Source organism: Actinoallomurus iriomotensis, assembly GCF_030269445.1.
Classification (GTDB): Bacteria; Actinomycetota; Actinomycetes; order Streptosporangiales; family Streptosporangiaceae; genus Actinoallomurus; species Actinoallomurus iriomotensis.
Window position 1 is genome coordinate 373,424 of the sequence record NZ_BSTJ01000012.1, and the last position, 26,598, is coordinate 400,021.

General features: G+C 69.5%; 27 protein-coding genes. 23 read left to right on the forward strand and 4 right to left on the reverse strand.

The features are described from left to right. Positions 1 to 4: 4 nt before the first annotated feature. Together ccsB and QSK37_RS40685 are read left to right on the forward strand one after the other, a co-directional pair. Positions 5 to 997: a c-type cytochrome biogenesis protein CcsB gene (gene ccsB / locus QSK37_RS40680; RefSeq protein ID WP_285632046.1), complete on the forward strand. Its 993-nt coding sequence runs from the start codon at positions 5 to 7 to the stop codon at positions 995 to 997. Positions 998 to 1,096: 99 nt separating this feature from the next. Next, positions 1,097 to 2,251 (forward strand): L,D-transpeptidase, encoded by a 1,155-nt coding sequence (locus QSK37_RS40685; RefSeq protein WP_285632049.1) that lies wholly within the window; start codon positions 1,097 to 1,099, stop codon positions 2,249 to 2,251. 63 nt (positions 2,252 to 2,314) lie between these two features. Here QSK37_RS40685 and QSK37_RS40690 read toward each other — a convergent pair whose 3' ends face one another. Beyond that, positions 2,315 to 2,659: a PLD nuclease N-terminal domain-containing protein gene (locus tag QSK37_RS40690; RefSeq protein WP_285632052.1), complete on the reverse strand. Its 345-nt coding sequence runs from the start codon at positions 2,657 to 2,659 to the stop codon at positions 2,315 to 2,317. A gap of 222 nt (positions 2,660 to 2,881) precedes the next feature. Between QSK37_RS40690 and QSK37_RS40695 the strand changes: the two genes are divergently transcribed. After that, positions 2,882 to 3,826: a hypothetical protein gene (locus QSK37_RS40695; RefSeq protein ID WP_285632056.1), complete on the forward strand. Its 945-nt coding sequence runs from the start codon at positions 2,882 to 2,884 to the stop codon at positions 3,824 to 3,826. 10 nt (positions 3,827 to 3,836) lie between these two features. Next, positions 3,837 to 4,109: a hypothetical protein gene (locus tag QSK37_RS40700; protein ID WP_285632059.1), complete on the forward strand. Its 273-nt coding sequence runs from the start codon at positions 3,837 to 3,839 to the stop codon at positions 4,107 to 4,109. 45 nt (positions 4,110 to 4,154) lie between these two features. Here QSK37_RS40700 and QSK37_RS40705 read toward each other — a convergent pair whose 3' ends face one another. Next, entirely contained in the window at positions 4,155 to 4,361 is a 207-nt protein-coding gene (locus QSK37_RS40705; RefSeq protein ID WP_285578380.1) for a BldC family transcriptional regulator, read from the reverse strand. Between the two features lie 188 nt (positions 4,362 to 4,549). Here QSK37_RS40705 and QSK37_RS40710 point away from each other — a divergent pair, with 188 nt between their 5' ends. Both QSK37_RS40710 and QSK37_RS40715 read left to right on the forward strand, forming a co-directional pair. Further along, on the forward strand, positions 4,550 to 5,533 hold the full coding sequence (locus QSK37_RS40710) for a threonine ammonia-lyase (RefSeq protein WP_285632062.1): 984 nt from the start codon (positions 4,550 to 4,552) through the stop codon (positions 5,531 to 5,533). Positions 5,534 to 5,595: 62 nt separating this feature from the next. Continuing rightward, entirely contained in the window at positions 5,596 to 5,838 is a 243-nt protein-coding gene (locus QSK37_RS40715) for a DUF4229 domain-containing protein (protein WP_285578382.1), read from the forward strand. Positions 5,839 to 5,850: 12 nt separating this feature from the next. Here the strand turns inward: QSK37_RS40715 and QSK37_RS40720 are convergent, their stop codons facing one another. Continuing rightward, positions 5,851 to 6,555 carry a class I SAM-dependent methyltransferase gene (locus tag QSK37_RS40720; protein WP_285632065.1) on the reverse strand — a complete coding sequence of 235 codons (705 nt, stop codon included), beginning with the start codon at positions 6,553 to 6,555 and terminating at the stop codon, positions 5,851 to 5,853. Between the two features lie 279 nt (positions 6,556 to 6,834). On the opposite strand from QSK37_RS40720, the gene QSK37_RS40725 reads away from it, so the two are divergent. The 16 genes from QSK37_RS40725 to QSK37_RS40800 all read left to right on the forward strand — a co-directional run bounded on the left by QSK37_RS40725 (position 6,835) and on the right by QSK37_RS40800 (position 24,921). Continuing rightward, the gene (locus tag QSK37_RS40725; protein ID WP_432705646.1) at positions 6,835 to 8,115 is read left to right on the forward strand and encodes a geranylgeranyl reductase family protein; all 1,281 of its coding nucleotides are present in this window, start codon (positions 6,835 to 6,837) and stop codon (positions 8,113 to 8,115) included. 119 nt (positions 8,116 to 8,234) lie between these two features. Then, the gene (locus tag QSK37_RS40730; protein ID WP_285578384.1) at positions 8,235 to 8,594 is read left to right on the forward strand and encodes an NADH-quinone oxidoreductase subunit A; all 360 of its coding nucleotides are present in this window, start codon (positions 8,235 to 8,237) and stop codon (positions 8,592 to 8,594) included. A gap of 1 nt (position 8,595) precedes the next feature. After that, on the forward strand, positions 8,596 to 9,153 hold the full coding sequence (locus QSK37_RS40735; RefSeq protein WP_285578385.1) for a NuoB/complex I 20 kDa subunit family protein: 558 nt from the start codon (positions 8,596 to 8,598) through the stop codon (positions 9,151 to 9,153). Positions 9,154 to 9,220: 67 nt separating this feature from the next. Continuing rightward, positions 9,221 to 9,967, forward strand: a complete 747-nt coding sequence (locus tag QSK37_RS40740) for an NADH-quinone oxidoreductase subunit C (protein ID WP_285632068.1) — start codon at positions 9,221 to 9,223, stop codon at positions 9,965 to 9,967. Continuing rightward, on the forward strand, positions 9,964 to 11,313 hold the full coding sequence (locus tag QSK37_RS40745) for an NADH-quinone oxidoreductase subunit D (protein ID WP_285578387.1): 1,350 nt from the start codon (positions 9,964 to 9,966) through the stop codon (positions 11,311 to 11,313). The genes QSK37_RS40740 and QSK37_RS40745 overlap by 4 nt, the downstream gene beginning before the upstream one ends. Continuing rightward, positions 11,310 to 11,981, forward strand: coding sequence for an NADH-quinone oxidoreductase subunit NuoE (gene nuoE, locus QSK37_RS40750; RefSeq protein ID WP_285578388.1), 672 nt, complete (start codon positions 11,310 to 11,312; stop codon positions 11,979 to 11,981). The genes QSK37_RS40745 and nuoE overlap by 4 nt, the downstream gene beginning before the upstream one ends. Further along, positions 11,978 to 13,279: an NADH-quinone oxidoreductase subunit NuoF gene (gene nuoF / locus QSK37_RS40755; protein ID WP_285632071.1), complete on the forward strand. Its 1,302-nt coding sequence runs from the start codon at positions 11,978 to 11,980 to the stop codon at positions 13,277 to 13,279. The genes nuoE and nuoF overlap by 4 nt, the downstream gene beginning before the upstream one ends. After that, a complete protein-coding gene (locus QSK37_RS40760) occupies positions 13,276 to 15,744 on the forward strand; it encodes an NADH-quinone oxidoreductase subunit G (protein ID WP_285632074.1) in 2,469 nt (822 codons plus the stop codon). The genes nuoF and QSK37_RS40760 overlap by 4 nt, the downstream gene beginning before the upstream one ends. Beyond that, a complete protein-coding gene (gene nuoH / locus QSK37_RS40765) occupies positions 15,741 to 17,135 on the forward strand; it encodes an NADH-quinone oxidoreductase subunit NuoH (protein WP_285632077.1) in 1,395 nt (464 codons plus the stop codon). Before QSK37_RS40760 ends, nuoH begins: the two co-directional genes overlap by 4 nt. Next, on the forward strand, positions 17,128 to 17,652 hold the full coding sequence (gene nuoI / locus QSK37_RS40770; protein WP_285632080.1) for an NADH-quinone oxidoreductase subunit NuoI: 525 nt from the start codon (positions 17,128 to 17,130) through the stop codon (positions 17,650 to 17,652). The genes nuoH and nuoI overlap by 8 nt, the downstream gene beginning before the upstream one ends. Then, a complete protein-coding gene (locus QSK37_RS40775; RefSeq protein WP_285632083.1) occupies positions 17,649 to 18,578 on the forward strand; it encodes an NADH-quinone oxidoreductase subunit J in 930 nt (309 codons plus the stop codon). Before nuoI ends, QSK37_RS40775 begins: the two co-directional genes overlap by 4 nt. Continuing rightward, positions 18,575 to 18,871, forward strand: coding sequence for an NADH-quinone oxidoreductase subunit NuoK (nuoK, locus tag QSK37_RS40780; RefSeq protein WP_285578394.1), 297 nt, complete (start codon positions 18,575 to 18,577; stop codon positions 18,869 to 18,871). The genes QSK37_RS40775 and nuoK overlap by 4 nt, the downstream gene beginning before the upstream one ends. Before the next feature lie 10 nt (positions 18,872 to 18,881). Next, positions 18,882 to 20,813: an NADH-quinone oxidoreductase subunit L gene (gene nuoL / locus QSK37_RS40785; protein WP_285578395.1), complete on the forward strand. Its 1,932-nt coding sequence runs from the start codon at positions 18,882 to 18,884 to the stop codon at positions 20,811 to 20,813. Between the two features lies 1 nt (position 20,814). After that, positions 20,815 to 22,350 (forward strand): NADH-quinone oxidoreductase subunit M, encoded by a 1,536-nt coding sequence (locus tag QSK37_RS40790; protein WP_285632086.1) that lies wholly within the window; start codon positions 20,815 to 20,817, stop codon positions 22,348 to 22,350. Continuing rightward, a complete protein-coding gene (gene nuoN, locus QSK37_RS40795; protein ID WP_285632089.1) occupies positions 22,347 to 23,909 on the forward strand; it encodes an NADH-quinone oxidoreductase subunit NuoN in 1,563 nt (520 codons plus the stop codon). Before QSK37_RS40790 ends, nuoN begins: the two co-directional genes overlap by 4 nt. 16 nt (positions 23,910 to 23,925) lie before the next feature. Next, entirely contained in the window at positions 23,926 to 24,921 is a 996-nt protein-coding gene (locus QSK37_RS40800) for a polyprenyl synthetase family protein (protein WP_285632092.1), read from the forward strand. On the opposite strand, the gene QSK37_RS40805 is transcribed toward QSK37_RS40800, so the two are convergent. Beyond that, entirely contained in the window at positions 24,914 to 25,363 is a 450-nt protein-coding gene (locus QSK37_RS40805) for a hypothetical protein (RefSeq protein WP_285632095.1), read from the reverse strand. The two genes, QSK37_RS40800 and QSK37_RS40805, sit on opposite strands and share 8 nt — an antisense overlap. Before the next feature lie 208 nt (positions 25,364 to 25,571). On the opposite strand from QSK37_RS40805, the gene QSK37_RS40810 reads away from it, so the two are divergent. Then, positions 25,572 to 26,435: a trypsin-like serine peptidase gene (locus QSK37_RS40810; RefSeq protein ID WP_285632098.1), complete on the forward strand. Its 864-nt coding sequence runs from the start codon at positions 25,572 to 25,574 to the stop codon at positions 26,433 to 26,435. Positions 26,436 to 26,598: the final 163 nt, after the last annotated feature.

Genomic DNA, 26,598 nt, shown 5'->3' on the forward strand with positions numbered 1-26,598 from the left:
GACCATGGTCGACACCCATCTGGCGAGCCTGAGCAACCAGCTGATGCTCGGTGCCGTGCTGGTCTACGTCGTGACCATGGTCGCGTACGCCGGTGAGCTCGCGTTCGCGCGGCGCCGGGCCGACGCCGAGGTGCCCGCCGACCGCCCGCGCGTGCTGGTCGGGGCGGGCGGACCGGAGACCGACGAGGCCGCCGAGACCGACGACGCCGAGACCACCGAGGCCGAGGCCGAGGAGACAGACGAGCCCGCGAGCGGGCGGCGCCAGCTCGACTGGGGCCGGTTCGCCATCCTCATGAACGTCGTCGGCTGGGGCCTGCACGGCGCGGAGATCGTCACGCGGGGCATGGCGGCGGACCGGGTGCCCTGGGGCAACATGTACGAGTTCGTGTCCGCGATCTCGTTCGCCGCAGTCACCGTCTACCTCGTGATGCTCTGGCGCTACAAGGTCAACTGGCTGGGCCCGTTCCTCATGGTCGCCGTCGTGATCGCGCTCGGCATCGCCACGATCTGGCTCTACAACGACCCGGGTCCGCTCCGGCCGGCCCTGCACTCGTACTGGATCGCCATCCACGTGACCGCCGCGGTGACCGCCACGGGGACGTTCACGGTGGCGGGCGTCGCGACCGCCCTGTACCTGATCAAGTCCTTCGTCACGGTGCGGCCGGGCGGCATCCTCTCGCGTGTGCCGAGCATGGAGGCGCTGGACACGACCGCGCACCGGGTGATCATGTTCGCGTTCCCGATCTGGACCTTCGCGATCATCGCCGGGGCGATCTGGGCGGACTCCGCTTGGGGCCGCTACTGGGGCTGGGACCCCAAGGAGACCTGGTCGTTCATCACCTGGATCGGGTACGCGGGCTACCTGCACGCCCGCGCGACCGCGGGCTGGCGAGGCCGCAAGGCGGCGGTCGTCTCGCTGATCGCCTTCGGCTGCCTGCTGTTCAACTTCTTTGGAATCAACTACCTGGTGTCGGGGTTGCACTCGTACGCCGGGTGATTTTCTAACCCTGACTGGCAAACATTTTACGCACGTGGTGCGTCTCATCCGCTGTGGGCAAAAGCTGGGAGGACTCGGGTGAGTAATAGGCGGGCGGCCGTGGCATTCGTCATGGCGGCACTGGTGGCGGGTGCGTGCGCGTGCCAGAGCAGTGAAGCGGGCACGAACGGCAAGGACGGCACCAAGGCGCCCGACGCGCAGGTGCGGATTCTGCCGGCCAACGGCGACGGGAAGGCCAGGCCCGACCAGGGCATCACGGTCACCACGTCGGGCGGCAAGCTCGAACAGGTCAACGCGGTGCAGGCGGGCAGGCCGGTCCCCGGCGCCTTCAACACCGACCACACGCAGTGGAAGTCCACGTGGACGCTGAAGCCGGGCGCCGCCTATTCGGTCAACGCCACCGCCAAGAGCGCCAAGGGCAAGACGGTCAGCGCGGCGAGCCAGTTCACGCTGCAGAAGGCCACGCAGACGTTCAGCATCAGCGACGTGACGCCGATGCCGAAGGAGACGGTCGGCGTCGGCATGCCGATCATCGTGACGTTCAACCGGGCGATCGCCAACCGGGCGTTCGTGGAGAAGGCCCTGGAGGTCAAGTCCGACAAGGGTGACGTGGGCGCCTGGCACTGGACCTCGGACACGCAGGTCGTGTACCGCACCCAGAAGTACTGGCAGCCGCACCAGAACGTCACCTTCACCGCCCACCTGGCGGGTGTGCGCGGGCTGAAGGGCGTCTACGGCACGACGGACGTGACCAAGGCCTTCAAGATCGGCGCCTCCAACATCACCGTCGCCAACGGCAAGACCCACTACATGAAGGTCGACCACGACGGCACGGTGAGGAAGTTCCCGATCAGCATGGGCATGGGGACGACCCAGGAGTACACCACCACCAGCGGCGTCCACCTCACCAAGGAGAAGGCGACGATGGTGCACATGGTGTCGCCGGGCCGTAAGCCGGGCGACCCGGGCTACTACGCCGAGGACATCCCGCTGGCCGTCCGCATCAGCGACCGCGGCGAGTACGTCCACCAGAGCCCGGGTGAGTACGGCGCGCTGGGCCACAGCAACGTCAGCCACGGCTGCGTCCGCACCTCGCCGACCGGCGCCCGCTGGTTCTACAACATCGCCCAGCGCGGCGACGTGGTCGACGTCACCGGCACCAACCGCAAGCTCGTCAACGAGCAGGGCAATGGCTGGACCTTCTGGACCCTGTCCTGGAACACCTGGCTGAAGGGCAGCGCGCTGCCTCACTGAGCCGCCTTTTCCCAGCAGAACGCCCCGGCGACGTGTCGCCGGGGCGTTGCCTTTTCTCGGGGTCTAGCTCGGGTCGTCACCGCGGAGCCGGCGATCGAGTTGGCGGAGGAACTCGGGATCGTCGTCGGGTCCGAGCGGGCCGGGGGTGGCCGGTTCGTCTCGTGACCCCTCACCCGAGAGGAGGAAATCCGGCGGCCAGGCGGTCACGTCGGCGGTGACGAAGCCGCGACGTCGCCCGAACAGGAGCCAGGCGACCGCACCGAGCTCGAAACCGAGCAGCACGATGAGGAACCAGGCGAATTTCGGCAGATGGCGCGTGTGGCCCTCATCGGTCGACAGCACCTCGAAGAGGCAGTAGAGCCAGATGCCGAGTGCGACCAGGACGAGCACGGCGGCAAGGGCGAGCATGATTCGCAGACTAGCTTGGGCACGCAAGCGGCGAACCCCCGGTGGCCGCTCCGGGCCGTCCGCTCGGCTCCGCGGTCGCGGCCGAAAATCGGGTGCCGGTGCCCTGGCCTGCCCGCCTCTCCGTCCGTCCGCCGTAGGCGCCGTACGCGGAGATGACGCGGTCATGGGGTCCGGCTTACGCTACGCCTGGGTAGTCCCGGTGAACGGCGGAAAGGGCGTTCGATGCGCTATCGGGGGAGCCGCCGGCAGGCCGAGGTGGCGGCCGCGGACAGCCGCGGGCGGCATCGGCGGTCCAAGGACGCCGGCGGGCCCGACCGTACGTCCCGGGCCGACGGCACGTCAGAGCCCTCCGCCGAGCGTCCCCGGCGGCTCCAGCCGCGCGACGCGCTCGGGCGGTTCCGGAAGATCGAGCCGGCGGACCTCCGCGCGGTCGAGCACCCGGGCGACGTCGCGGCGGACGCGCGGGCCAAGCCGCGCTACACCTGGCGTGACTTCGAGCTCGACGAGGACCTCCCGCGCGCCGCGCCGCACCCGCCCGACGCCGTCGACCTGCGGGACGGGCGGCGCAACTGCGGGACTCTGGAGTCGATCCTCTACCGGCAGTGGGCGGCCGACGGCAGGTCGGCGCCGGCCGACGCCGTGCGCGCCATCGACAGCCTGGCCGAGCTGCCGGACGCGCTCAAGGACAAGCTGGCCGACGGGCTGGACGGCATCTATGTCGGCTCGGGCGGTGTGCCCGACCTGGACGACATGCAGTATCTGCGCGGCGCTCCGCTGCCGGGCGGAAAGGCGACCTGGGACATCTGCGCCGGGGCGTACGGCGACCGGAAGATCGTCGTCGGTGACCAGCCCTCACCCACTCCGGACGTCATGTTGCACGAGGTCGGTCACGCGCTGGACGACATCGACGGAGAGTTCGTCGAAGACGGGTCCCGACAATGGCAGTCTGACAGTCCCGAGTTCCGCGCGCTGTACGAGCAATGTGTGCCGCATTTCGCGAGTGATTTTCACATCACCGGCGACGATCTGGGCCGCCATGAGTTCTTCGCGGACGCCTTCGCGGCGATCGCATCGCGACAGCGGCCCGCGCTTGTGGACATGCTCGGCGGGAACACCCGCGCGGCGCTCAATGTGATGCTTTTCTTCAACCGGAAATACGGAATATAGGGGAGGGGCGATGTACGTCATCAGACTCCCCGACGGGAACCTCCGGGTGCCCGTGGGGGTGATCGGACCCGAGCGTGCGGAAAAGGCGGCGCACGGTGAGACCGGAAACGTGATCGGCCAGGCGTACGTCGAGATCGGGCCCGATGACCCCGACTATCAACGGCTTCTCGAGCAGTCCATCACCGAGGAGGAACTCGCGGACCGGCGCCGGCGATGGCGCGCGGACGACGACGCGCTGCGCCAGGAGTTCGAGGAATTCAAGGCCGAGCAGGCCAAAGAGTGACAAGGGCACCCGGGGAGATGGGGGCTTCGGCCCTGAAAGGGGAGGTCAGCGGCCGAGGTCGGAAGAGTCGACGTTCTCCTCGCCACGCAGTAGTGCATGGACCTCCGATTCCCGGAATCGGCGGTGTCCACCGGGCGTACGGATGCTGCTGATCCGCCCGGCGGCGGCCCAACGAGTCACAGTTTTCGGATCGACCCGGAACAGGGCAGCGACCTCGCCTGGGGTCAGCAGGCGCTCGCTCGTGCTCTCCACGTTTTCTCTCCCCCTTTGTCCCGCTCTCGTCGCGGAAGGACTGTTTCTCAGTGTGCCGGTTGAAGCCCGGTTTCTCCCTTGTTTTCGGAAAACATCACGCTACGTAGTTTTGCGACATGGGGTAATAACGAAATGTAATCGCCCGGTTGCAGTTCCGTGCGGCGTAGGCTGGCCCATAGGGTGCTGGTATGTACGATCTTGTTACGGCGGAGGAGATCGAGGACGCCGCCCGGCGTCTGGCGGGCGTCATCCTCCCCACGCCGCTGGTGGCCTTTCCGCAGGCTTCCGGGGGTCCGTCTCTCCTGCTCAAAGCCGAGTCGCTGCAGCCGGTCGGCTCGTTCAAGCTCCGCGGCGCCTACAACGCGATCGGCGCGCTGCCCGAAGTCGAGCGCAAGAACGGCGTCATCGCGCACTCCAGCGGCAACCACGCCCAGGCCGTCGCGTACGCCGCGAGGGTCGTCGGCGTCCCGGCGGTACTCGTCGTGCCGACCACCATCCCGGCCATCAAGGCCGACGCGTGCCGCCTGCTGGGCGCCGAGATCGTGTACGTCGAGCCGACCATCGAGGCGCGCGTCGAGACCGCCGAGCGGCTGGCGAACGCCCACGGCTACGCGCTGATCCCGCCGTTCGACGACCGCCGGGTCATCGCGGGCCAGGGCACGATCGGCCTGGAGATCCTCGCCGACGCGCCGGACGTGGACACCGTCCTCGTGCCGATCAGCGGCGGCGGCCTGCTCGCGGGCATCGCCACCGCGATCAAGTCCCGGCGGCCCGAGACCAGGGTCATCGGCGTCGAACCCGAGCTGGCCGCCGACGCGCGCGCCTCGTTCCGCGCCGGCCGCCGGATCTCCTGGCCCAGCGCCGACACCCGCCGGACGATCGCGGACGCCCTCCGCATCGAGTGTGTCGGCGAACTCCCGTTCGAGCACCTGAGGTACGTCGACGACATCGTCACCGTGAGCGAGGAGGAGATCCGCGACGCGATGCGGCAGCTCGCCCGGGGCGCCCGTCTCGTCGCCGAACCCGGCGGCGCGGTGGCGACCGCGGCCTGTCTGAGCCGCTTCGGGGTGCCGGGCGACCGGCGCAAGTACGTCGCCGTCGTCTCCGGTGGCAACGCCGACCCCGCCCTGTACGCGGAGGTCCTCGCCGAAGGCGTCGCCCGGCAGGGCTGACCGTCACCTCCGGGGGAGGTGTCGTCCTGACCGGTGCGCCGGCGAGATAGCGTTAGGACGTCATGCGTTCCGTACTCATCTACACCCTGTCGCGGCTCGTGCTGTTCGCCGTGACCGCGGGCGTGCTGTTCCTGGTGGGAGCCCGCGGGTTCCTGCTCCTCGCGCTGGCCATCCTGATCAGCGGCGTCATCAGCTTCGTGCTGCTGTCCCGCCAGCGCGACGCGGTCTCCAACTCGGTCACCGAGCGGGCGGGCCGCATCCGGCAGAACCTCGCCGAGGGCGCCGCCCGCGAAGACGGCGACTAAGGCGCGACTGGATCAAGCCGTCGGGCGGCTGGCGTGGTGCAGGGCCACGGCCCCGAAGGTGAGGTTCCGGTAGCGGACCGACTCCCACCCCGCCTGTCGCAGCAGCGCGGCCAGTGACTCCTGGTCGTGCCAGGCGGCCGTGGACTCGGCCAGGTAGTGGTAGGAGTCCGGGTTCGAGCTGACCTTGGCCATCAGCGGCAGGCCCACCCGCAGGTGCAGGCCGTGCAGCCGGCGCAGCACCGGGTTCGGCGGGCGGCTGACCTCGCAGATCAGCAGGCGTCCGCCCGGCTTGGTCACCCGCAGCATCTCCGCCAGCCCGGCCACCGTGTCATTGACGTTGCGGATGCCGAAGGAGATCGTCACGGCGTCGAACGACGCGTCGGCGAACGGCAGGCGCATCGCGTCGCCCGCCGAGAAGGCCAGACCGCGAACTCCCGCCTGGCGGCGCACGCCCTCGCGCAGCATCCCGAGGGAGAAGTCGCATGCGACGGTCAGCGCTCCGGCCTCGGCGATCGGCACCGACGAGGTCCCGGTGCCGGCCGCCAGGTCCAGCACCACCTCACCGGGGCGCGCGTTCAGCGCGCGGACGGCCTCGCGCCGCCACCGGCGGTCCAGGCCGCCGGTCATCAGGTCGTTCAGCAGGTCATAGCGCGCCGCCGTACGGTCGAACATGGCCGCGACCTCGGTCGGCTGCTTGTCCAGGGATGCCCGCGTCATGGTCGTCGAGCCTACGCAAGAGGCGCCGCGCTCCGGCAGGCGGGCCACGCCGAATGATCGGGAACGATCGGCGCCGCCTCGCGGTTCCCGAGCAGCCCCTGAGAAGGTTTAGACTCAGCGTGTAGCCAAGCTTGTGAAGCGCTTCACAAAAGAACAAGACCCGAAGATGGCACCCCGGGTCGCACCGAGCCTCCTCCAGGGCCGTACGATCCGGCACGGCATCGAGCCCGCCACCCCCAGCAGGCGGCACCACCGACCAATGGCCCACAGAGGATGCTCGTGATCGAGACACCCGCCGCAATTCCGCAGGACACCTCCGCGACGGAGGCCGACGTGATCGTCGTCGGCGCCGGTCCGGCGGGCTCGGCTACCGCGTACCACCTCGCCCAGGCCGGGCTCGACGTTCTCCTGCTGGAGAAGACGGTGTTCCCCCGCGAGAAGGTCTGCGGTGACGGACTCACCCCCCGCGCCACCAAGCAGCTGCTGAAGATGGGCGTCGACCTCGACGCTCCCGGCTGGATCCGCAACAAGGGCCTGCGCATCATCGGCGGCGGCGTCCGCATGGAACTGCCCTGGCCCGACCTTTCCAGCTACCCCGACTACGGCCTGGTCCGTACGCGGATGGACTTCGACCAGATCCTCGCCGAGCGTGCGGTCGCCGCGGGCGCCAAGCTCCGGATGAACACCTCCGTGACCGAGCCGATCCTGGACGACACCGGCCGGATCACCGGCGTGGTGGCCAAGACCCCCGACGGCGAGGTCCGGTTCAGCGCCCCGCTCGTCGTGGCGGCCGACGGCAACTCGACCCGGCTCTCGCTCGCGCTGGGCCTGCGCAAGCGCGACGACCGCCCGATGGGCGTGGCCGTGCGCCGCTACTACACCAGCCCCCGCCACGACGACGACTACCTCGAGTCCTGGCTGGAGCTGTGGGACGGCGAACGCCTGCTGCCCGGCTACGGCTGGGTGTTCGGCGTCGGCGACGGCACCTCCAACGTCGGCCTGGGCCTGCTCAACACCAGCGACGCCTTCAAGAACGTCGACTACCGCGCGCTGCTGCGGAGCTGGCTCGCCGGCATGCCCGAAGAATGGGGCTACGTCGAGGAGAACGCCACCGGCCCGGTGCGCGGCGCCGCGCTCCCGATGGGCTTCAACCGCACGCCCCACTACACGCGCGGCCTGCTGCTCGTCGGCGACGCCGGCGGGATGATCAACCCGTTCAACGGCGAGGGCATCGCGTACGCGATGGAGTCCGCCGAGATGGCGGCGGAGGTCATCGTGCAGGCGCTCGGCCGGCCGACCGCGGCCCAGCGCGAGCGCGCCCTGCACGACTACCCGCAGGTCCTCAAGCAGGCGTACGGCGGCTACTACACGCTCGGGCGGGTCTTCGTGAAGGCGATCGGCGACCCGCGGCTGATGAAGTTCGCGACGCGCCACGGTCTGCCGCACCCCGTGCTGATGAGGTTCACGCTCAAGCTCCTCGCCAACCTCACCGATCCGCGGGGCGGCGACGCGATGGACCGGGTGATCAACGCGATGTCGAAACTCGCGCCGGCGGCGTGACACCCCGAGGAAAGAAGTGATGATCGCCGTGCCTAGGATGGAAATCCCGGTCGTGATCGACGGCCGTGCCGCGTCAGACGCGCGCTCGATGAGTTTCACCGAGAGGGGGGTGTAGAGATTTGAACCTCTACGTTCCGATTGTCGTACTTGGTGTACTAGCACTTGGTTTCGCGGTTGTTTCGGTAGTTATGGGGTCTTTGACCGGCCCGAAACGCTGGAACCGTGCCCGGCTCGAGGCGTACGAATGCGGTATCGAGCCCACCCCGCAGCCCGTCGGCGGTGGTCGATTCCCGGTGAAGTACTACCTGACGGCGATGCTGTTCATCGTTTTCGACATCGAGATCATTTTCCTCTACCCGTGGGCGGTGGCCTTCGACCACCTGGGCCTGTTCGGTCTCGTGGAAATGGTGCTGTTCATCGTCACCGTCCTCATCGCGTACGCCTACGTCTGGCGGCGCGGCGGTCTGGAGTGGGACTGAGATGGGTCTAGAAGAGAAACTCCCCAGCGGGGTCATCCTCACCACGGTCGAGCAGGTCCTCGGGCTGGCGCGCAAGAGTTCGGTCTGGCCGGCGACGTTCGGCCTGGCCTGCTGCGCCATCGAGATGATGGCGACGGGCGACCCGCGCCACGACTTCTCCCGGTGGGGCATGGAGCGCGCGTCGGGCTCGCCGCGCCAGGCCGACCTGATGATCGTCGCGGGCCGGGTCAGCCAGAAGATGGCGCCGGTGCTGCGCCAGATCTACGACCAGATGGCCTCGCCCAAGTGGGTCATCGCCATGGGCGTGTGCGCCTCCTCGGGCGGCATGTTCAACAACTACGCGATCGTCCAGGGCGTCGACCACATCGTGCCGGTCGACGTCTACCTGCCCGGCTGCCCGCCGCGGCCGGAGATGCTCCTGGACGCCATCCTCAAGCTGCACGACAAGATCCAGAACACCAAGATGGGCCCCCATCGCAAGAAGGAGATCGAGGAGCTCGAGCGCGCCCGGCTCCGGCAGCTTCCCCTCCTTGAGCAGCCCCAGCAGGTGACTTCATGAGCGAGCGGAGCGAGCGAATCAACAAGCACAGCGTTCTGATGCTCCCGCTTCCGACGAAGGAGGCCTCATGAGTTCTCAACACCCAGAGCAGCAGGCCGAGCAGGCCGCCGACCAGCTCCCCGCGCACGGCGAGGAGGAGCGGGCCGAGCAGCCCATCGCGCGCCACGGCATGTTCGGCGCCCGGACGACCGGTGACACCTCCGGCTTCGGCCGCCTCGTCGTCCGTCAGTCGCCCAAGGTCAGCGCCGAGCGCCCGTACGGCGGGCCGACGACCACCGGAGCCGAGGGCGAGTTCGACGAGATCGCCGACGCTCTCGAGGCGGCCTACCCCGACTTCGGCGAGGCGATCGAGCGCGTCGTGGTCGACCGGGGCGAGCTGACCTTCGTCGTGCGGCGCACGCACCTCCTCGGCGTCGTCCAGACGCTGCGCGACGACCCGCGGCTGCGCTTCGAGCTGTGCCTCGGAGTCTCCGGCGTGCACTTCCCGGCCGAGACCGGCGCCGAGCTGCACGCGGTCTACCCCTTCCTGTCGATCACGCACAACCGGCGCGTGCGGATCGAGGTGACCTGCCCCGACACCGACCCGCACGTCCCCTCCATCGTCGCGGTCTACCCGACCAACGACTGGCACGAACGCGAGACGTACGACATGTTCGGGCTCGTCTTCGACGGGCACCCGGCGCTCACCCGGATCATGATGCCGGACGACTGGATGGGCCACCCGCAGCGCAAGGACTACCCCCTCGGCGGCATCCCCGTCGAGTACCGCGGGGCCACGGTGCCCCCGCCGGACGAGCGGAGGTCGTACGTATGAGCCCGACCCAGCAGTACGACGCCTACGGGACGGAAGAGGCCACCGAGGGCACCGTCTTCAACGTCGCCGGGCAGGACTGGGACGAGGTCGTCCAGGGCGCCCAGGAGAGCGAGGACGACCGCCTCGTCGTGAACATGGGCCCGCAGCACCCGTCCACGCACGGCGTGCTCCGGCTCATCCTCACCCTCGACGGCGAGACCGTCGACGAGACCCGCGTCGGCATCGGCTACCTCCACACCGGCATCGAGAAGAACATGGAGTACCGGACGTGGACCCAGGGGACCACGTTCTGCACCCGCATGGACTACCTCGCGCCGATCTTCAACGAGACGTCCTACTGCCTGGCCGTGGAGAAGCTGCTCGGCATCACCGATGACGTACCCGAGCGGGCGCAGGTCATCCGGGTCCTGATGATGGAGATCAACCGGATCTCCTCGCACCTGGTCGCGATCGCCACCTTCGGCCTGGAGCTGGGCGCGACCACGGTCATGCTCAACGGCTTCCTCGAGCGCGAGTACGCCCTGGACCTGTTCGAGATGATCGCCGGGCTGCGCATGAACATGGCCTACGTCCGGCCGGGCGGCGTCGCGCAGGACCTGCCTCCGGGCGCCATCGACAAGATCGGTGACTTTGTCAAGCGCGAGCGGTACCGGTTCAAGCAGCTCCGCAAGCTGCTCGACGCCAACCCGGTCTACCTGGCGCGGACCAAGAACATCGCCTACCTCGACCTGGCCGCCTGCATGGCGCTCGGCGTGACCGGCCCGGTGCTGCGCAGCACCGGCCTCCCGTGGGACCTGCGCAAGTCCCAGCCGTACTGCGGCTACGAGACCTACGACTTCGAGGTGGCCACCCAGGACACCTGCGACGTGTACGGCCGCTACCTCGTGCGCATGCAGGAGATGGACGAGTCGCTGAAGATCATCGAGCAGTGCCTCGACCGGCTGAGCTCCGGCTCGGCCAAGTCCGGCCCGGTGATGATCCAGGACAAGAAGATCGGCTGGCCGGCGCAGCTCGCGCTCGGGCCGGACGGCATGGGCAACTCGCCCAACCACATCGCGCACATCATGGGCCAGTCCATGGAGGCGCTGATCCACCACTTCAAGCTGGTGACCGAGGGCTTCCGGGTGCCCGCCGGCCAGGTGTACGCCTCGGTGGAGTCGCCGCGCGGCGAGCTCGGCTGCCACCTGGTGAGCGACGGCGGCACGCGCCCGTACCGCGCGCACTTCCGCGACCCGTCCTTCACCAACCTGCAGGCCATTCCGGCCGCGACCGAAGGATCCATGATCGCCGACGTCATCGCGGCCGTGGCCAGCATCGACCCGGTGATGGGGGGAGTCGACCGATGAGTTTTGCGCCCGAGGTTCTCGAGCGTCTCGAGCGGGACGCGAAGGAGATCATCGCGCGGTACCCCAAGCCGCGCTCGGCGCTGCTGCCGCTGCTGCACCTCGTGCAATCCGAGGAGGGGTACGTCTCCGACGACGGCATCGAGTTCTGCGCCGACGCGGTGGGCATCACCCCGGCGCAGGTGACCGGCGTGGTGACCTTCTACACGCAGTACAAGCAGGAGCCGGTCGGCGACTACCACGTCGGCGTCTGCATCAACAGCCTGTGCGCGATCATGGGCGGCGACCAGATCTGGCGCGAGCTGAGCGAGTACGTCGGCGTCGGCCACGACGAGGCGACCGAGGACGGCAAGGTCAGCCTCGAGCGCATCGAGTGCAACGCCGCCTGCGACTACGCCCCGGTGATGATGGTCAACTGGGAGTTCTTCGACGACATGACTCCGGCCAAGGCCAAGCAGCTCGTCGACGACATCCGGGCCGGCAAGCAGGTCGCCCCGACCCGCGGCGCGGAGTCGGTGTGCACCTGGAAGCAGGCGTCCCGCGTGCTCGCGGGCTTCAACGACGGCCGTGCCGGAGAGGGCACGCAGGCCGGTTACGCGTCGCTGCGCGGCCTCCAGCTCGCCAAGGAGTCCGGCTGGGAGGCCCCTGAGCCCGAAAGAGGTGCCGAGTGACCACCCTCACGCCGATCCTGACCAAGTACTGGGACCGGCCCGACTCCTTCACTCGCTCGGCGTACGAGGCCGACGGCGGCTACCGGGCGCTGCGCACCGCGCTGGGCATGCCGCAGGACGACATCATCCAGGCGGTGAAGGACTCCGGCCTCCGCGGACGCGGTGGCGCCGGCTTCCCCACCGGTATGAAGTGGGGCTTCATCCCGCAGGGTGACGGCAAGCCGCACTACCTGGTGGTGAACGCGGACGAGTCCGAGCCGGGCACGTGCAAGGACATCCCGCTGATGATGGCCAACCCGCACGCGCTGGTCGAGGGCGTGATCATCAGCTCGTACGCCATCCGCGCGAACTTCGCCGTCATCTACGTGCGCGGTGAGGTGCTGCACGTCATCCGCCGCCTCCAGCAGGCGGTCGCCGAGGCGTACGAGGCCGGCTACATCGGCACGGACATCCTCGGCTCCGGCTACGACCTCGAACTCGTCGTGCACAGCGGCGCCGGCGCGTACATCTGCGGTGAGGAGACGGCGCTGCTGGACTCTCTGGAGGGGTTCCGCGGCCAGCCGCGCCTCAAGCCGCCGTTCCCGGCGGTGGCCGGCCTGTACGGCGGGCCGACCGTCATCAACAACGTCGAGTCCATCGCGAGCGTCCCGTCGATCGTCGCCAACGGCGCCGACTGGTTCGCCTCGATGGGCACCGAGAAGTCCAAGGGCTTCGGCATCTTCAGCCTGTCCGGCCACGTCACGCGGCCCGGCCAGTACGAGGCGCCGCTCGGCATCACGCTGCGCGAGCTGCTCGACATGGCCGGCGGCATCCGCGCCGGGCACCGGCTGAAGTTCTGGACCCCGGGCGGCTCCTCCACGCCGATCTTCACCGACGAGCACCTCGACGTGCCGCTCGACTTCGAGTCGGTCGGCGCGGCGGGCTCGATGCTCGGCACCCGGGCGCTGCAGATCTTCGACGAGACGGTCTGCGTCGTCCGCGCGGTGCTGCGCTGGAGCGAGTTCTACGCGCACGAGTCCTGCGGAAAGTGCACGCCGTGCCGTGAGGGCACGTACTGGTACAAGCAGATGCTGAAGCGCCTGGAGGCGGGTCAGGGCACCGAGGAGGACCTCGAGACGCTCCTCGACCTGTCCGACAACATCCTCGGCCGCTCCTTCTGCGCGCTGGGAGACGGTGCCACGAGCCCGGTGACCTCCAGCATCAAGCACTTCCGCGAGGAGTACATCCGGCACTTCGAGACGGGAAGCTGTCCCTTCGACGAGGCGGCTTCCACCGTTTGGGCAGGAGCCAACGCATGACGGTTACCATGAGTGGCGGCTCGGCGGCCTCTCCCCAGCAGCCTGGGGGTGTACCGAAAGAGGACCTGGTCACGCTGACGATCGACGGGTTCGAGATCAGTGTGCCCAAGGGCACGCTGATCATCCGGGCCGCCGAGCTGCTCGGCATCCAGATCCCGCGGTTCTGCGACCACCCGCTGCTGGAGCCGGTGGCCGCCTGCCGGCAGTGCCTGGTGGAGATCCCCGACGCCGGCAACGGCCGCGGGATGCCCAAGCCGCAGCCGTCCTGCGCGGTCACGGTCATGCCGGGCATGGTGGTCAAGACCCAGCTCACCTCCGAGGTCGCCGACAAGGCCCAGCACGGTGTGATGGAGCTGCTGCTCATCAACCACCCGCTGGACTGCCCGGTCTGCGACAAGGGCGGCGAGTGCCCGCTGCAGAACCAGGCGATGTCCAACGGCCGCGGCGAGTCGCGGTTCGTGGAGAAGAAGCGCACCTTCCCCAAGCCGATCGCGCTGTCCACGCAGGTGCTGCTTGACCGTGAGCGGTGCGTCCAGTGCGCCCGCTGCACCCGGTTCTCCGACGAGATCGCCGGCGACGCGTTCATCGACCTGCTGGAGCGGGGCGCCAAGGAGCAGGTCGGCCTCGCGCCCGGCCACGAGTTCCAGTCCTACTTCTCCGGCAACACCGTGCAGATCTGCCCGGTCGGCGCGCTCACCGGCGCGGCGTACCGCTTCCGCTCCCGGCCGTTCGACCTGGTCTCGACGCCGAGCGTCTGCGAGCACTGCGCGTCCGGCTGCGCCCAGCGCACCGACCACCGCCGCGGCAAGGTGACGCGGCGGCTGGCCGGCGACGACCCGCAGGTCAACGAAGAGTGGAACTGCGACAAGGGCCGCTGGGCGTTCACCTACACCACGACGCCGGACCGGCTGACCCACCCGCTGGTGCGCAACGAGGACGGCGTGCTGGAGCCCGCCTCCTGGAACGAGGCGCTGACCATCGCGGCCGAGGGGCTGGCGAAGGCCCGCGGCAAGGCCGGCGTGCTGACCGGCGGCCGGGTCACGCTGGAGGACGCCTACGCGTACGCCAAGTTCGCCCGGGTCGCCCTCGGCACCAACGACGTGGACTTCCGCGCCCGCGCGCACTCGCGCGAGGAGGCCGACTTCCTCGCGGCGACCGTCGCGGGCAGCCCCATCTCGGTCACCTACGACCAGCTGGAGAAGGCGCCCGTCGTGCTCCTGGCCGGCTTCGAGCCGGAGGAGGAGTCGCCGATCGTCTTCCTGCGGCTCCGCAAGGCTGCCCGCAAGCACGGCCTGAAGACGTACTCGATCGCGCCGTTCGCGTCCCGCGGCCTGGCCAAGCTCGGTGGCACGCTGGTGGCCACCGCCCCCGGCTCCGAGGCCGAGACGCTCGGCAATCTGATCACCGGCATCGGGCTGGACACCGAGGGCAAGGCCGCCGCGGAGCTGCTCAAGAGCGAAGGCGCGATCATCCTCGTCGGCGAGCGGCTCGGCGCGGTGCCGGGCGCGCTGTCCGCCGTCGGACGGCTCGTCGCGGCCACCGGCGCGCGGCTCGCCTGGGTGCCCCGCCGGGCCGGTGAGCGCGGCGCCATCGAGGCGGGCGCGCTGCCCGGCCTGCTGCCGATCGGCCGCCCGGTCACCGACGCGGCCGCCCGCGCCGAGGTCGCGCGGGCCTGGGGCGTCGCCGCCCTGCCCGAGGCGCAGGGGCGCGACACCGAGGGCATTCTCGCCGCCGCGCTCGACGAGAAGATCGACGCCCTGCTCGTCGGCGGCGTCGACCCGTACGACCTGCCCGACCCGTCGGGCGTGCTGGCCGCACTGGAGGCCACGCCGTTCATCGTCAGCCTGGAGCAGCGCGTGACCGCGGTCACCGACCGGGCCGACGTGGTGCTGCCGGTGGCGGCCGTGACCGAGAAGGCCGGCACGTTCGTCAACTGGGAGGGCCGCGGCCGTCCGTTCGAGGCCGTGCTGAAGGTGCGGCAGGCCATGCCGGACCTCAAGGTGCTCGCCACGATCGCCGACCTGATGGACGTCCACCTCGGCCTGCCCGACTCCGCGTCGGCCCGCCGCGAGCTGGCCACGCTGGGCGGCTTCCGGGGCACGCGGCCGGGTCTGCCGAGCGTCGCCGCCAAGGTTCCGGGTGAGCCCGCCGCGGGCGAGGCGGTCCTGGCGACCTGGCGGATGCTGCTCGACGCGGGCCGCCTGCAGGACGGCGAGCCGTACCTCGCCGGCACCGCCAAGACCCCGGTCGCGCGGCTGAGCGCGGCCACCGCGGAGGAGATCGGAGCGGACGGGAAGGTCACCGTGGCCACGGCGCACGGCGAGATCACCCTGCCGCTGGAGGTCACCGACATGCCGGACCGCGTGGTCTGGGTGCCCGCCAACTCACCGGGTTCGGCGGTCTACCGCGATCTCGGCGTCCAGGCCGGAGGAGTCGTGAAGATCCAGAACGGGAGTGGGGCATGATTGCCACACACGTCCTCGCGGAGGCGGTGGCCTCCGCCACGCCGCGGACCGAACAGTGCACCGGCAAGCCGTACGGGCTCGGCTCGTTCGGCTGCGACCCGTGGTGGCTGATCGGCGCCAAGGCGCTGGTGATCTTCGTGTTCCTGCTGCTGACGGTGCTCATGGCCGTCTGGGCGGAGCGCCGGATCATCGGCCGCATGCAGCTGCGCCCCGGCCCCAACCGCGCCGGACCGTTCGGCCTGCTGCAGTCGCTGCTCGACGGCGTCAAGGGCGCGACCAAGGAGGACATCGTCCCGCGCGGCGTGGACAAGATCGTCTTCTTCCTCGCCCCGGTGATGGCCGCGGCGCCCGCGCTGGTGTCGTTCTCGATCATCCCGTTCGGCGGCATCGTCTCGATCGGCGGTCACAAGACGCCGCTGCAGCTCACCGACCTGCCCGTCGCCGTGCTGCTGGTCCTGGCGATGTCCTCGATGGGCGTGTACGGCTTCGTGCTGGCCGGCTGGTCGTCGATGTCGCCGTACTCCCTGCTCGGCGGCATGCGCTCCAGCGCGCAGGTGATCTCCTATGAGATCGCGATGGGCCTGTCGTTCGTGGCGGTGTTCCTGTTCGCCGGGTCGCTGTCGACGTCGGAGATCGTCGACGCCCAGGCGCACGGCGGCACGTACCACTTCCTCGGCATGACCGGCCACTACCCGTCGTGGTACGTCGTCCTGCTGTTCCCCTCGTTCGTGATCTACCTGTTCACGATGCTGGGGGAGTCGGGCCGCATCCCGTTCGACCTTCCCGAGGGCGAGGGCGAACTGGTCGCGGGCTACCACACCGAGTACTCCTCGCTGAAGTTCCTGATGTTCTACCTCGCCGAGTACATCAACATGGCGACGCTGTCCGCGCTGGCCACGACGCTGTTCCTCGGCGGTTACCGCGCCCCGTGGCCGATCACCGGCATCTGGGCCGGCGCCAACTCCGGCTGGTGGCCGATCCTGTGGTTCCTGGTCAAGATGTGGCTGTTCATCTTCGGCTTCGTCTGGGTCCGGGCCTCGCTGCCGCGCGTCCGCTACGACCAGCTGATGCGGCTGGGCTGGAAGGTCCTCATCCCGGTGTCGCTGGGCTGGATCCTCTTCGTGTCGACGGTGCGCGCGCTGCGCAACCAGCAGCACGACATGCGCCCGGTGATGCTCATCGCGGCGGCCGTGATCATCGTCCTGCTCATCGTCTCGGTGGTCTGGGAACGGGCCTCCGGCTCGGGGAAGGCCGAGACGGCGGAGGAGACGGCCGAGCCGGAGCCGGATCCGATGGCGGGCGGGTTCCCGGTGCCCCCGCTCGACGCGCCGCACTACCACGGTGCCGGGAACGCCCGTGCGAACAAATCCACGGAGGCCACCCGTGCTTGATTTCCTGAACCCGGTCAAGGGGTTCGGTGTCACCTTCCACCAGATGTTCATGAAGGTGGAGACGGTCGAATACCCCGAGGTGAAGAAGCCCACCGCGCCGCGCTTCCACGGCCGGCACCAGCTCAACCGCTGGCCCGACGGCCTGGAGAAGTGCGTGGGCTGCGAGCTCTGCGCCTGGGCCTGCCCCGCGGACGCGATCTACGTGGAGGGCGCCGACAACACCGAGGAGGCGCGCTACTCCCCGGGTGAGCGCTACGGCCGGACGTACCAGATCAACTATCTGCGCTGCATCCTCTGCGGCCTGTGCATCGAGGCGTGCCCGACGCGGGCGCTCACGATGACCAACGAGTACGAACTCGCCGACGACAGCCGCGAGAGCCTCATCTACACCAAGGAGATGCTGCTCGCGCCGCTGACCGAGGGCATGGAGCTCCCGCCGCACGACATGCGGCTCGGGGAGACCGAAGAGGACTACTACCTCCTCGGCGCCTCCAAGGAACACGAGGAGGGCTCATGAATGCGATCGCGGCAGGGGCGCATCAGACCGGTGAGTCGGGGATCTTCTGGGTCCTGGCCATCGTGTCCGTCGCCGCGGCGCTCGGCATGATCTTCATGCGGAAGGTCGTGTACTCCGCGCTGCTGCTCGCCGTGGTGATGCTGTCCCTCGCGGTGTTCTACGCCGTGAACGAGGCTCCGTTCCTGGCGTTCGTGCAGGTGATCGTCTACACCGGCGCGGTGCTGATGCTCTTCCTGTTCGTCATCATGGTCGTCGGGGTCAGCTCGACCGAGTCCATGGTCGAGACGATCAGGGGCCAGCGGGTCGCCGCGGCGATCGCCGGCATCGGCTTCGGCGTGCTGCTGATCCTCGGCATCGGTGACGCGACGCTCCCGACGAGCGCCGGCCTGTCGAAGGCCAATTCCAACGGCGGCAACGTCATGGGCCTGGCCCGGCTGTTGTTCGGCAACAACGCCAACGACGGCAGCGACACCGCCAACGCCCTGCGGGTGAGCAACAACATCCAGGGCTACATCTTCGCCTTCGAGGTGACCAGCGCCCTGCTGATCACCGCGGCGCTGGGCGCGATGGTGCTGGCCCACCGCGAGCGCCTCAAGCCCAAGCCGACGCAGCGCGAGCTGTCCCAGGCGCGGATCAAGAGCGACCAGGTCTCGCCGCTGCCGCCGCCCGGCACGTACGCCCGGCACAACGCGGTCGACATGCCGGCGCTGCTGCCGGACGGGTCGGTGTCGGAGCTGTCGGTCAGCCCGGTCATCGCCCGCCGCCGCGGCGGTTCGCACGACGACCTGCACGGCGAGGGGCCCGAGTCGGCGCTCCGCCACGGCACCGCGACGGTCAAGGCGGTGCTGGAAGGCCAGGTCGAAGGCCAGGTCGAGGTCGAGCGCGCCGAGTCCGAGACCTCCGAATCAAAGGAGGAGAAGAAGTGACCGGGCATTACCTGGCGCTCTCCGCCATTCTGTTCACGATCGGCGCGGTCGGGGTGCTCATCCGCCGCAACGCCATTGTGATCTTCATGTGCGTCGAGCTCATGCTGAACGCCACCAACCTCGCGTTCGTGGCCTTCTCCCGCATGCACGGCGCCCTCGACGGGCAGATCATCGCGTTCTTCGTGATGGTGGTGGCCGCGGCCGAGGTCGTCGTCGGGCTGGCGATCATCATGGCGATCTTCCGGAGCCGCAAGTCCTCGTCGGTCGACGACGCGAACCTGCTGAAGTACTGAGGACCACTCGATGACGAACCTTCTCGCCGAAGCCGGCCCGCAACTGCACACGCAGGCGGCCACCGGGATGCAGTCCGCCGCGTGGCTGCTGATCGCGTTCCCGCTCGTGGGCGCCGCGATCCTGCTGCTCGGCGGCCGCCGTACCGACAAGTGGGGCCACCTGCTCGGCGTCGCGATGTCGCTCGCGTCCTTCGTGGTGGGCGTCCTCGCGTTCGTGCAGATGCTCGGCCAGCCCGGGGACGGCCGGACCCGGCTGGTCCACGTGTACCAGTGGGTCTCGGTCGGGTCGTTCAAGGCCGATGTGAACCTCCTGCTCGACCCGCTGTCGATCAGCTTCGTCCTGCTGATCACCGGGGTCGGCTCGCTGATCCACATCTACTCGATCGGCTACATGTCCCACGACCCGGATCGGCGGAGGTTCTTCGCGTACCTCAACCTGTTCGTGGCGTCCATGCTCCTGCTCGTGCTCGCCGACAACTACCTCGGCCTGTACGTCGGCTGGGAGGGCGTGGGTCTCGCCTCGTACCTGCTGATCGGGTTCTGGCAGCACAAGCCGAGCGCGGCCACGGCGGCCAAGAAGGCGTTCATCGTCAACCGGGTCGGTGACTTCGGCCTCTCGGTGGCGATCATGCTGATGTTCGTCACGTTCGGCTCGATCAGCTTCACCGACGTCTTCGGGCACGCCTCGGAGGCCTCCCACGGCACGATCACCGCGATCGGCCTGCTGCTCCTGCTCGGCGCCTGCGGTAAGTCGGCCCAGCTCCCGCTCCAGTCCTGGCTGCTGGACGCGATGGAGGGCCCGACCCCGGTGTCGGCGCTCATCCACGCCGCGACCATGGTGACCGCGGGCGTCTACCTGGTCGTCCGCTCGCACGCGATCTTCGAGCTGTCGTCGCAGGCACGCCTGCTGGTGACGATCGTCGGCGCGGCCACGCTGATCGCCGGTGCGCTCATCGGTTGCGCCAAGGACGACATCAAGAAGGCCCTCGCGGGCTCGACGATGTCGCAGATCGGCTACATGATGCTGGCCGCCGGCATCGGCAAGGCGGGCTACGTCTTCGCGATCGCGCACCTCATCGCGCACGGCTTCTTCAAGGCCGGGCTCTTCCTCGGCGCCGGTTCGATCATGCACGGCATGAACGACGACGTCGACATGCGAAAGTACGGCGGCCTGCGCAAGGTCATGCCGATCACCTTCGCGACGTTCGGCCTCGGCTACCTGGCCATCATCGGCTTCCCCTTCCTGTCCGGCTGGTGGACCAAGGACGGCATCATCGACTCGGCCTTCGAGAAGGGCGGCACGTCCGGCCAGATCCTCGGCTGGGCGGCGCTGATCGGCGCCGGCATCACCGCGTACTACATGTCCCGCGTGATGTTCATGACGTTCTTCGGCGAGAAGCGCTGGGAAGAGGACGTCCACCCGCACGAGTCGCCGTCGGTCATGACGATCCCGCTGATCCTGCTGGCCGTCGGCTCGGTCGCGGGCGGCGCCTTCCTGATCGCGGGCGACCGGTTCGCGAACTTCCTCGCCCCGGTCGTCGGCGCGCCCGAGGCGGCGCACAAGCTGTTCACCCCGTACACCATCGTGGTGTTCGTGCTGATGGTCGTCGGGGTCGGTATCGCGTACCTGCAGTACCTGCGGCGCCCCGTGCCACGCACGGCGCCGGCCGGGAGCTTCCCGGTCGTGGCGGCCCGCAAGGACCTGTACGGCGACGCGCTGAACGAGTCGCTGTTCATGCGGCCCGGCCAGTGGCTGACCCGCCTGACCGTCTACTTCGACGGGCGTGGCGTCGACGGCCTCGTCAACGGCATCGCCGCCTTCGTGGGCGGCACGTCCGGCCGGGTGCGACGGGTGCAGACGGGCTTCGTCCGCTCGTACGCACTGTCCATGTTCTTCGGTGCCGCCCTCATCGTCGGCGCCCTGCTCCTGGTGAGGATCTGACATGCTGACGGCGCTCATCGCGATCCCCGCACTCGGGGCGCTGCTGGTGGCGTTCCTGCCGAAGGGCCGGGACGAGCTCGCCAAGCTCACCGCGCTCGTCGTCACGCTGGTCGTCGCCGTCCTCGCCATCGCGATGGCGATCGGCTTCGACAACGGCGGGCCGCGCTTCCAGTTCACCGAGAAGTACTGGTGGATCAAGCAGTTCGGCGTGCACTACGCGGTCGGGGTCGACGGCGTCGCGCTGGTGCTGATCCTGCTGTCGGTGATCCTCGTGCCGCTGGTCGTGCTCGCCTCCTGGAACGACGCGGAGCGCTCCGGCGGCGTGGAGGCGCCGCCGAAGCGCTCGGTCAAGACGTACTTCGCGCTGCTGCTGGCCCTCGAGGCCATGATGATCGGTGTCTTCGCGGCGACCGACATCTTCCTGTTCTACGTGTTCTTCGAGGCCATGCTCATCCCGATGTACTTCATCATCGGGTCCTACGGCGGCGCGCAGCGCTCGTACGCCGCGGTGAAGTTCCTGCTGTACTCCCTGTTCGGCGGGCTGCTCATGCTCGCCGCGGTGATCACCCTGTACGTCCAGTCGGCCAACGCCGGCCACGGCACCTTCCTGTTCGACGAGCTGCGGAACCTTCACATCGAGCCGACCACGGCCAAGTGGCTGTTCCTCGGCTTCTTCGTCGCCTTCGCGATCAAGGCGCCGCTCGTGCCGTTCCACACGTGGCTGCCCGACGCCGCGGGACAGGCGCCGGCCGGCGCCGCCGTGCTGCTCGTCGGCGTGCTGGACAAGGTCGGCACGTACGGCATGCTGCGGTTCTGCCTGGAGCTGTTCCCCGGCGCGGCCAAGTGGTTCACGCCGGTGGTGCTGACGCTGTCGGTCATCGGCATCGTGTACGGCGCGGTGCTGGCGATCGGCCAGATCGACATCAAGCGGCTGATCGCCTACACCTCGATCTCGCACTTCGGCTTCATCACGCTGGGCATCTTCGCGATGACCACGCAGGGCCAGACCGGTGCGACGCTCTACATGGTCAACCACGGCTTCTCGACCGGCGCGCTGTTCCTCGTCGCGGGCTTCCTCATCGCCCGCCGCGGCTCGTCCCGGATCGACGCCTTCGGCGGCGTGCAGAAGGTCGCTCCGCTGCTCGCCGGCACGTTCCTCGTCGCGGGCCTGTCCGGCCTCTCACTGCCGGGGCTTTCCACGTTCGTGTCGGAGTTCCTGGTCCTCGTGGGTACGTTCACGCGCTACAAGGTGCCGGCGATCATCGCCACGAGCGGCATCGTCCTGGCCGCCGTCTACATCCTGTGGATGTACCAGCGCACGATGAGCGGCCCGCCGACCGAGAAGGTGGCCGGCATGCGGGATCTGTCCAAGCGTGAGCTGGTCGTCATCGCGCCGGTGCTGGTGCTCCTCGTCGTCCTCGGCTTCTACCCGAAGCCCGCGCTGAACATGATCAACCCGTCCGTGAAGCAGACGATGGTCAAGGTCGAGAAGCACGACCCCCAGCCGACCATCGCGGAGAAGGGAATCCGCCCGTGAGTCAGGTCAGTGTCGCGGCCGGGAGCATCACCCCGCCGCACATCGAGTACGGGCAGCTGGCCCCGATCCTGATCGTGCTCGGCGCGGCGGCCGTGGGCGTGCTCATCGAGGCCTTCGTGTCGCGCCCGTACCGTTACTGGTCCCAGGTCGGGGTGTCACTGGTCGGCCTGGTCGTGGCCTTCGTGTGGACGATCGTCATGGGCGTCTCCCACACCCCGCACCACGTCGCGGCACTGGGCGCGGTCGGCGTCGACGGGCCGACCCTGTTCATCCAGGGCACGATCCTCGTGCTCGCGCTGATGTCGCTGCTCCTCATCGCCGAGCGGCGGCACGAGCCGAGCCCGTTCACCGCGCAGGCGTCCTCGGTGCCCGGCACCGCGGAGGAGCGCGAGAGCCTGGTCGCGGGCATCCTCCAGACCGAGGTCTTCCCGCTCATGCTGTTCGCGGTGGGCGGCATGCTGATCTTCCCGGCGGCCAACGACCTGCTGACCATGTTCGTGGCCCTGGAGGTCCTGTCGCTGCCGCTGTACCTCCTGTGCGGCCTCGCCCGGCGGCGCCGCCTGCTCTCGCAGGAGGCCGCGGTCAAGTACTTCCTGCTCGGCGCCTTCTCCTCGGCGTTCTTCCTGTACGGCACCGCGCTGCTGTACGGCTTCGCCGGTTCGGTGCGGCTGTCGGACATCCAGCTCGCGATCAGCCAGAAGGGCGGCATGGAGCCGCTGCTGCTCGCCGGTGTCGCGCTGCTCAGCGTCGGGCTGCTGTTCAAGATGGGCGCCGCGCCGTTCCAGGTGTGGAAGCCCGACGTCTACCAGGGCGCCCCGACGGCGATCACCGCGCTGATGGCCTCGTGCACGCTCGTGTCGGCGGTCGGCGGCATCCTGCGCGTGTTCTACGTCGGGTTCGAGACACTGCGCTGGGACTGGCGGCCGGTGATGTGGGCGGTGGCCATCCTCACCATGGTCCTCGGCGCGGTCGTCGCGATCACGCAGACGGACGTCAAGCGGATGCTCGCCTACTCCTCGATCGCGCACGGCGGCTTCCTGCTGACCGGTGTCATCGCCACGAACAAGGCGGGCCTGTCGAGCACGCTCTTCTATCTCGCGGCGTACGGCTTCACGACGGTCGGCGCGTTCGCGATCATCACGATGGTCCGCGACGCCGGCGGTGAGGCGTGGCACCTGTCGCGCTGGGCCGGGCTCGGCAAGCGCCAGCCACTGCTCGCCGGGACGTTCGCGTTCTTCCTGCTGGCCTTCGCCGGTATCCCGCTGACCAGCGGCTTCACCGGAAAGTTCGCGGTCTTCCAGGCGGCGGTCTCCGGTGGGGCGACCCCTCTGGTGATCGTCGGCGTGGTGTCCTCGGCGATCGCCGCGTTCTTCTACGTCCGCGTGATCGTGCTGATGTTCTTCAGCGATCCCGCCGCCGACGGGCCCGCGGTGGTCTTCAGTCCGACCAGTACGACGGCGGTCGTGGTCGGCGCGTTGGCTACTGTTGTCCTGGGCGTGGTTCCGGGGCCTGCGCTTCATCTGGCCCAATCGGCCGCCAGCCAGTTCTTCGTTCGCTGACCCCTCGGGAGAGTCTGTGAGTAGTGCCCTTCTGGGCCTTCCGGCCGTCGATGACACACTCGCAGCGGATCTGTTGAAGCGGCTGTCCGCAGTGGAGGAGATGCTGCGGAGTTCGGTGCAGAGTGACCATGCGCTCCTGAGCGACGCGTCTCGCCATCTCGCCGAGGCGGGCGGCAAGCGGTTCCGGCCGATGCTCGTGCTGCTCGCCTCGGAGTTCGGCGACCCGGAGGCGCCGGGCGTCATCCCGGCCGCGGTCGTGGTGGAGCTGACCCACCTGGCGACGCTCTACCACGACGACGTGATGGACGAGGCGGTGATGCGCCGCGGCGAGGTCTCGGCCAACTCCCGCTGGGACAACACCGTGGCCATCCTCACCGGCGACTACCTGTTCGCGCGCGCCTCCGACGTCCTGGCCGACCTCGGTACGGAGGCGGTGCGCATCCAGGCCCGCACCTTCGCCCGGCTGGTCCAGGGCCAGATCGAGGAGACGGCGGGGCCGACCGAGGGCGCCGACCCGCTGCAGCACTACCTCGACGTCGTGGCGGGCAAGACGGGGTCGCTGATCGCCGCCTCGGGCCACCTGGGCGCCCTGCTCGCGGGCGCCGAACCGGAGGTCGTCCGGACGCTGACGTCGGTGTGCGAGAAGATCGGCATCGCCTTCCAGCTCTCCGACGACATCCTCGACGTCGCTTCCGACTCGGCCGAGTCGGGCAAGACCCCCGGCACGGATCTGCGCGAAGGCGTCCGTACGCTGCCGGTGCTGCACGTCCTGCGGTCCACGTCGCCGGAGGACGCACGCCTGCGGGAGCTGCTCGACTCGGACCTGTCCGACGACGCGCGGCACGCGGAGGCGCTCGCGCTGCTGCGGGCCCACCCGGCCATGGACCGCGCCCGCGCCGACCTGCGCCAGTGGGTGGACGAGGCGCGCGCGGAGCTGGCCACGCTGTCCGACCGGCCGGCCCGTGCGGCGTTCATGTCCCTGTGCGACTACGTCCTGACGCGCACTAGCTGACGCGTCTGCCGCGCCGGCCGAACACGAACGCGGCGACGACGCCCGCGACGACGACGAACACCACGATGAGCAGCCAGTTGTTCGTCCCGCCGCCGTGGTCGCCGGACGGGTCGGTGCCCGCGGCGACGGAGATCGTGCCCTGCACGGTGTCCGCGCCGCAGTACGCCGTGACCGGGTAGGTGCCGGGTCTGAGCTCCTGGCGGATCGTCGGGTCGGCGTCGCCGGTGTCGGCCTTGCCGTAGAGCGTGACGTTGGTCGTGAAGGCCGGAGAGACGGCGACGTGCGCGCTCGACCCGGTGGCGCACCCGGGGACGCTGATGTGGACCTGCTGGCCGGGCCGGGGGGAGCCGGGTGTCACGGTGATCGAGTCGGCCGCCGCGAGGCCGGCGCCGGCGACGATCGTGGCGCAGGCCAGGGCCGCCGCCGTACGGACAGCGCGCACAGGCATCCCCTTCCAGCCCCCCTCTGGTCTGGGCCGCACGCTAGCCGAGCTCTGCCCACGGCGGCCCACCGATGGACGGGTGTTTGCCGACTCCGGTCCGTACGTTGACCTCAACTCATGACGACACACCCTCTGACCTGCGGGAATCCGCTGCGCGTGTGAACGACGATGGAGTCGCTCGTGTCCGCCGTCCACACTCGGAGGTCCGGTGAAAGCCCTGCTCTGCGGTGTCCTGACCGCCGTGCCGCTCCTGTCGTACGTCCCGGAGGCCTCCGCGGGAGTCGTGACGTCGGCCGACCGGGGAGCCGCGGCCGTGGCCTACTGGACGCCGGAGCGGATGGCGCGCGCGACGCCTCTCGGCGGCGGCCGGGCGCGCTTCGGCACGGGGATGGAGGTGCCGGTCGCGCGGAGCGTGGCGGGCAGCCGGGTGATCGGCGCGCTGTTCTTCAACAGCGGCTCGGGCGGCCACTATTGCACCGCGAGCGTGGTCCGTACGCCGAAGCGGAACATGCTGCTGACCGCGGCGCACTGCCTCTACAACGAGGGCGCGCACACGTGGCACCGGCACATCGTGTTCGTGCCGCGCTACAGCGCCGGGCACCGGCCGTACGGCACCTGGCCGGTGTGGCTGATGGTGGCGGACAAGCGCTGGCTCCAGCACGGCGACCCGGACCTGGACTTCGCCTTCGCGGCCGTACAGATCATGGCCGGCCGCCGCATCGCCGACGTGGTCGGGGCGAACACCCTGGAGATCAACCAGGGACCCGGCATCCGGGTGGTCGTCGCGGGCTATCCGGCGAAGGAGAACTATCCGGCCGACCGTCCGGTCGGCTGCGCCGGCCGCGCGGCCCGGCAGAGCAGGACCCAGATGCGGTTCGACTGCCACGGCTTCTACGGCGGCACCAGCGGCAGCCCCTGGCTGAGCGACTACGACGCCCGTACGCAGAGCGGGCACGTCGTCGGCGTGATCGGCGGGTACCAGGAGGGCGGCAGCGAGGAGTGGCGGTCCTACAGCCCGATCTTCACCGACGACACGGCGCGTCTCCTGAACACCGCCGACGACCGCGCCTAGGGCCGGTCTCAAAGCCCCGCTGTCCTACTACGCGGCGTCCAGACGACGCCTCGCCGCGTTGTCGTCGGTCGCCAGCCAACACCAGGCTGACTCCCTCCTCCGCCTTGCGACGCGCCGCCTGGACGCCGCTCGCTACGGACGGGGACTTCGAGACAGGCCCTAG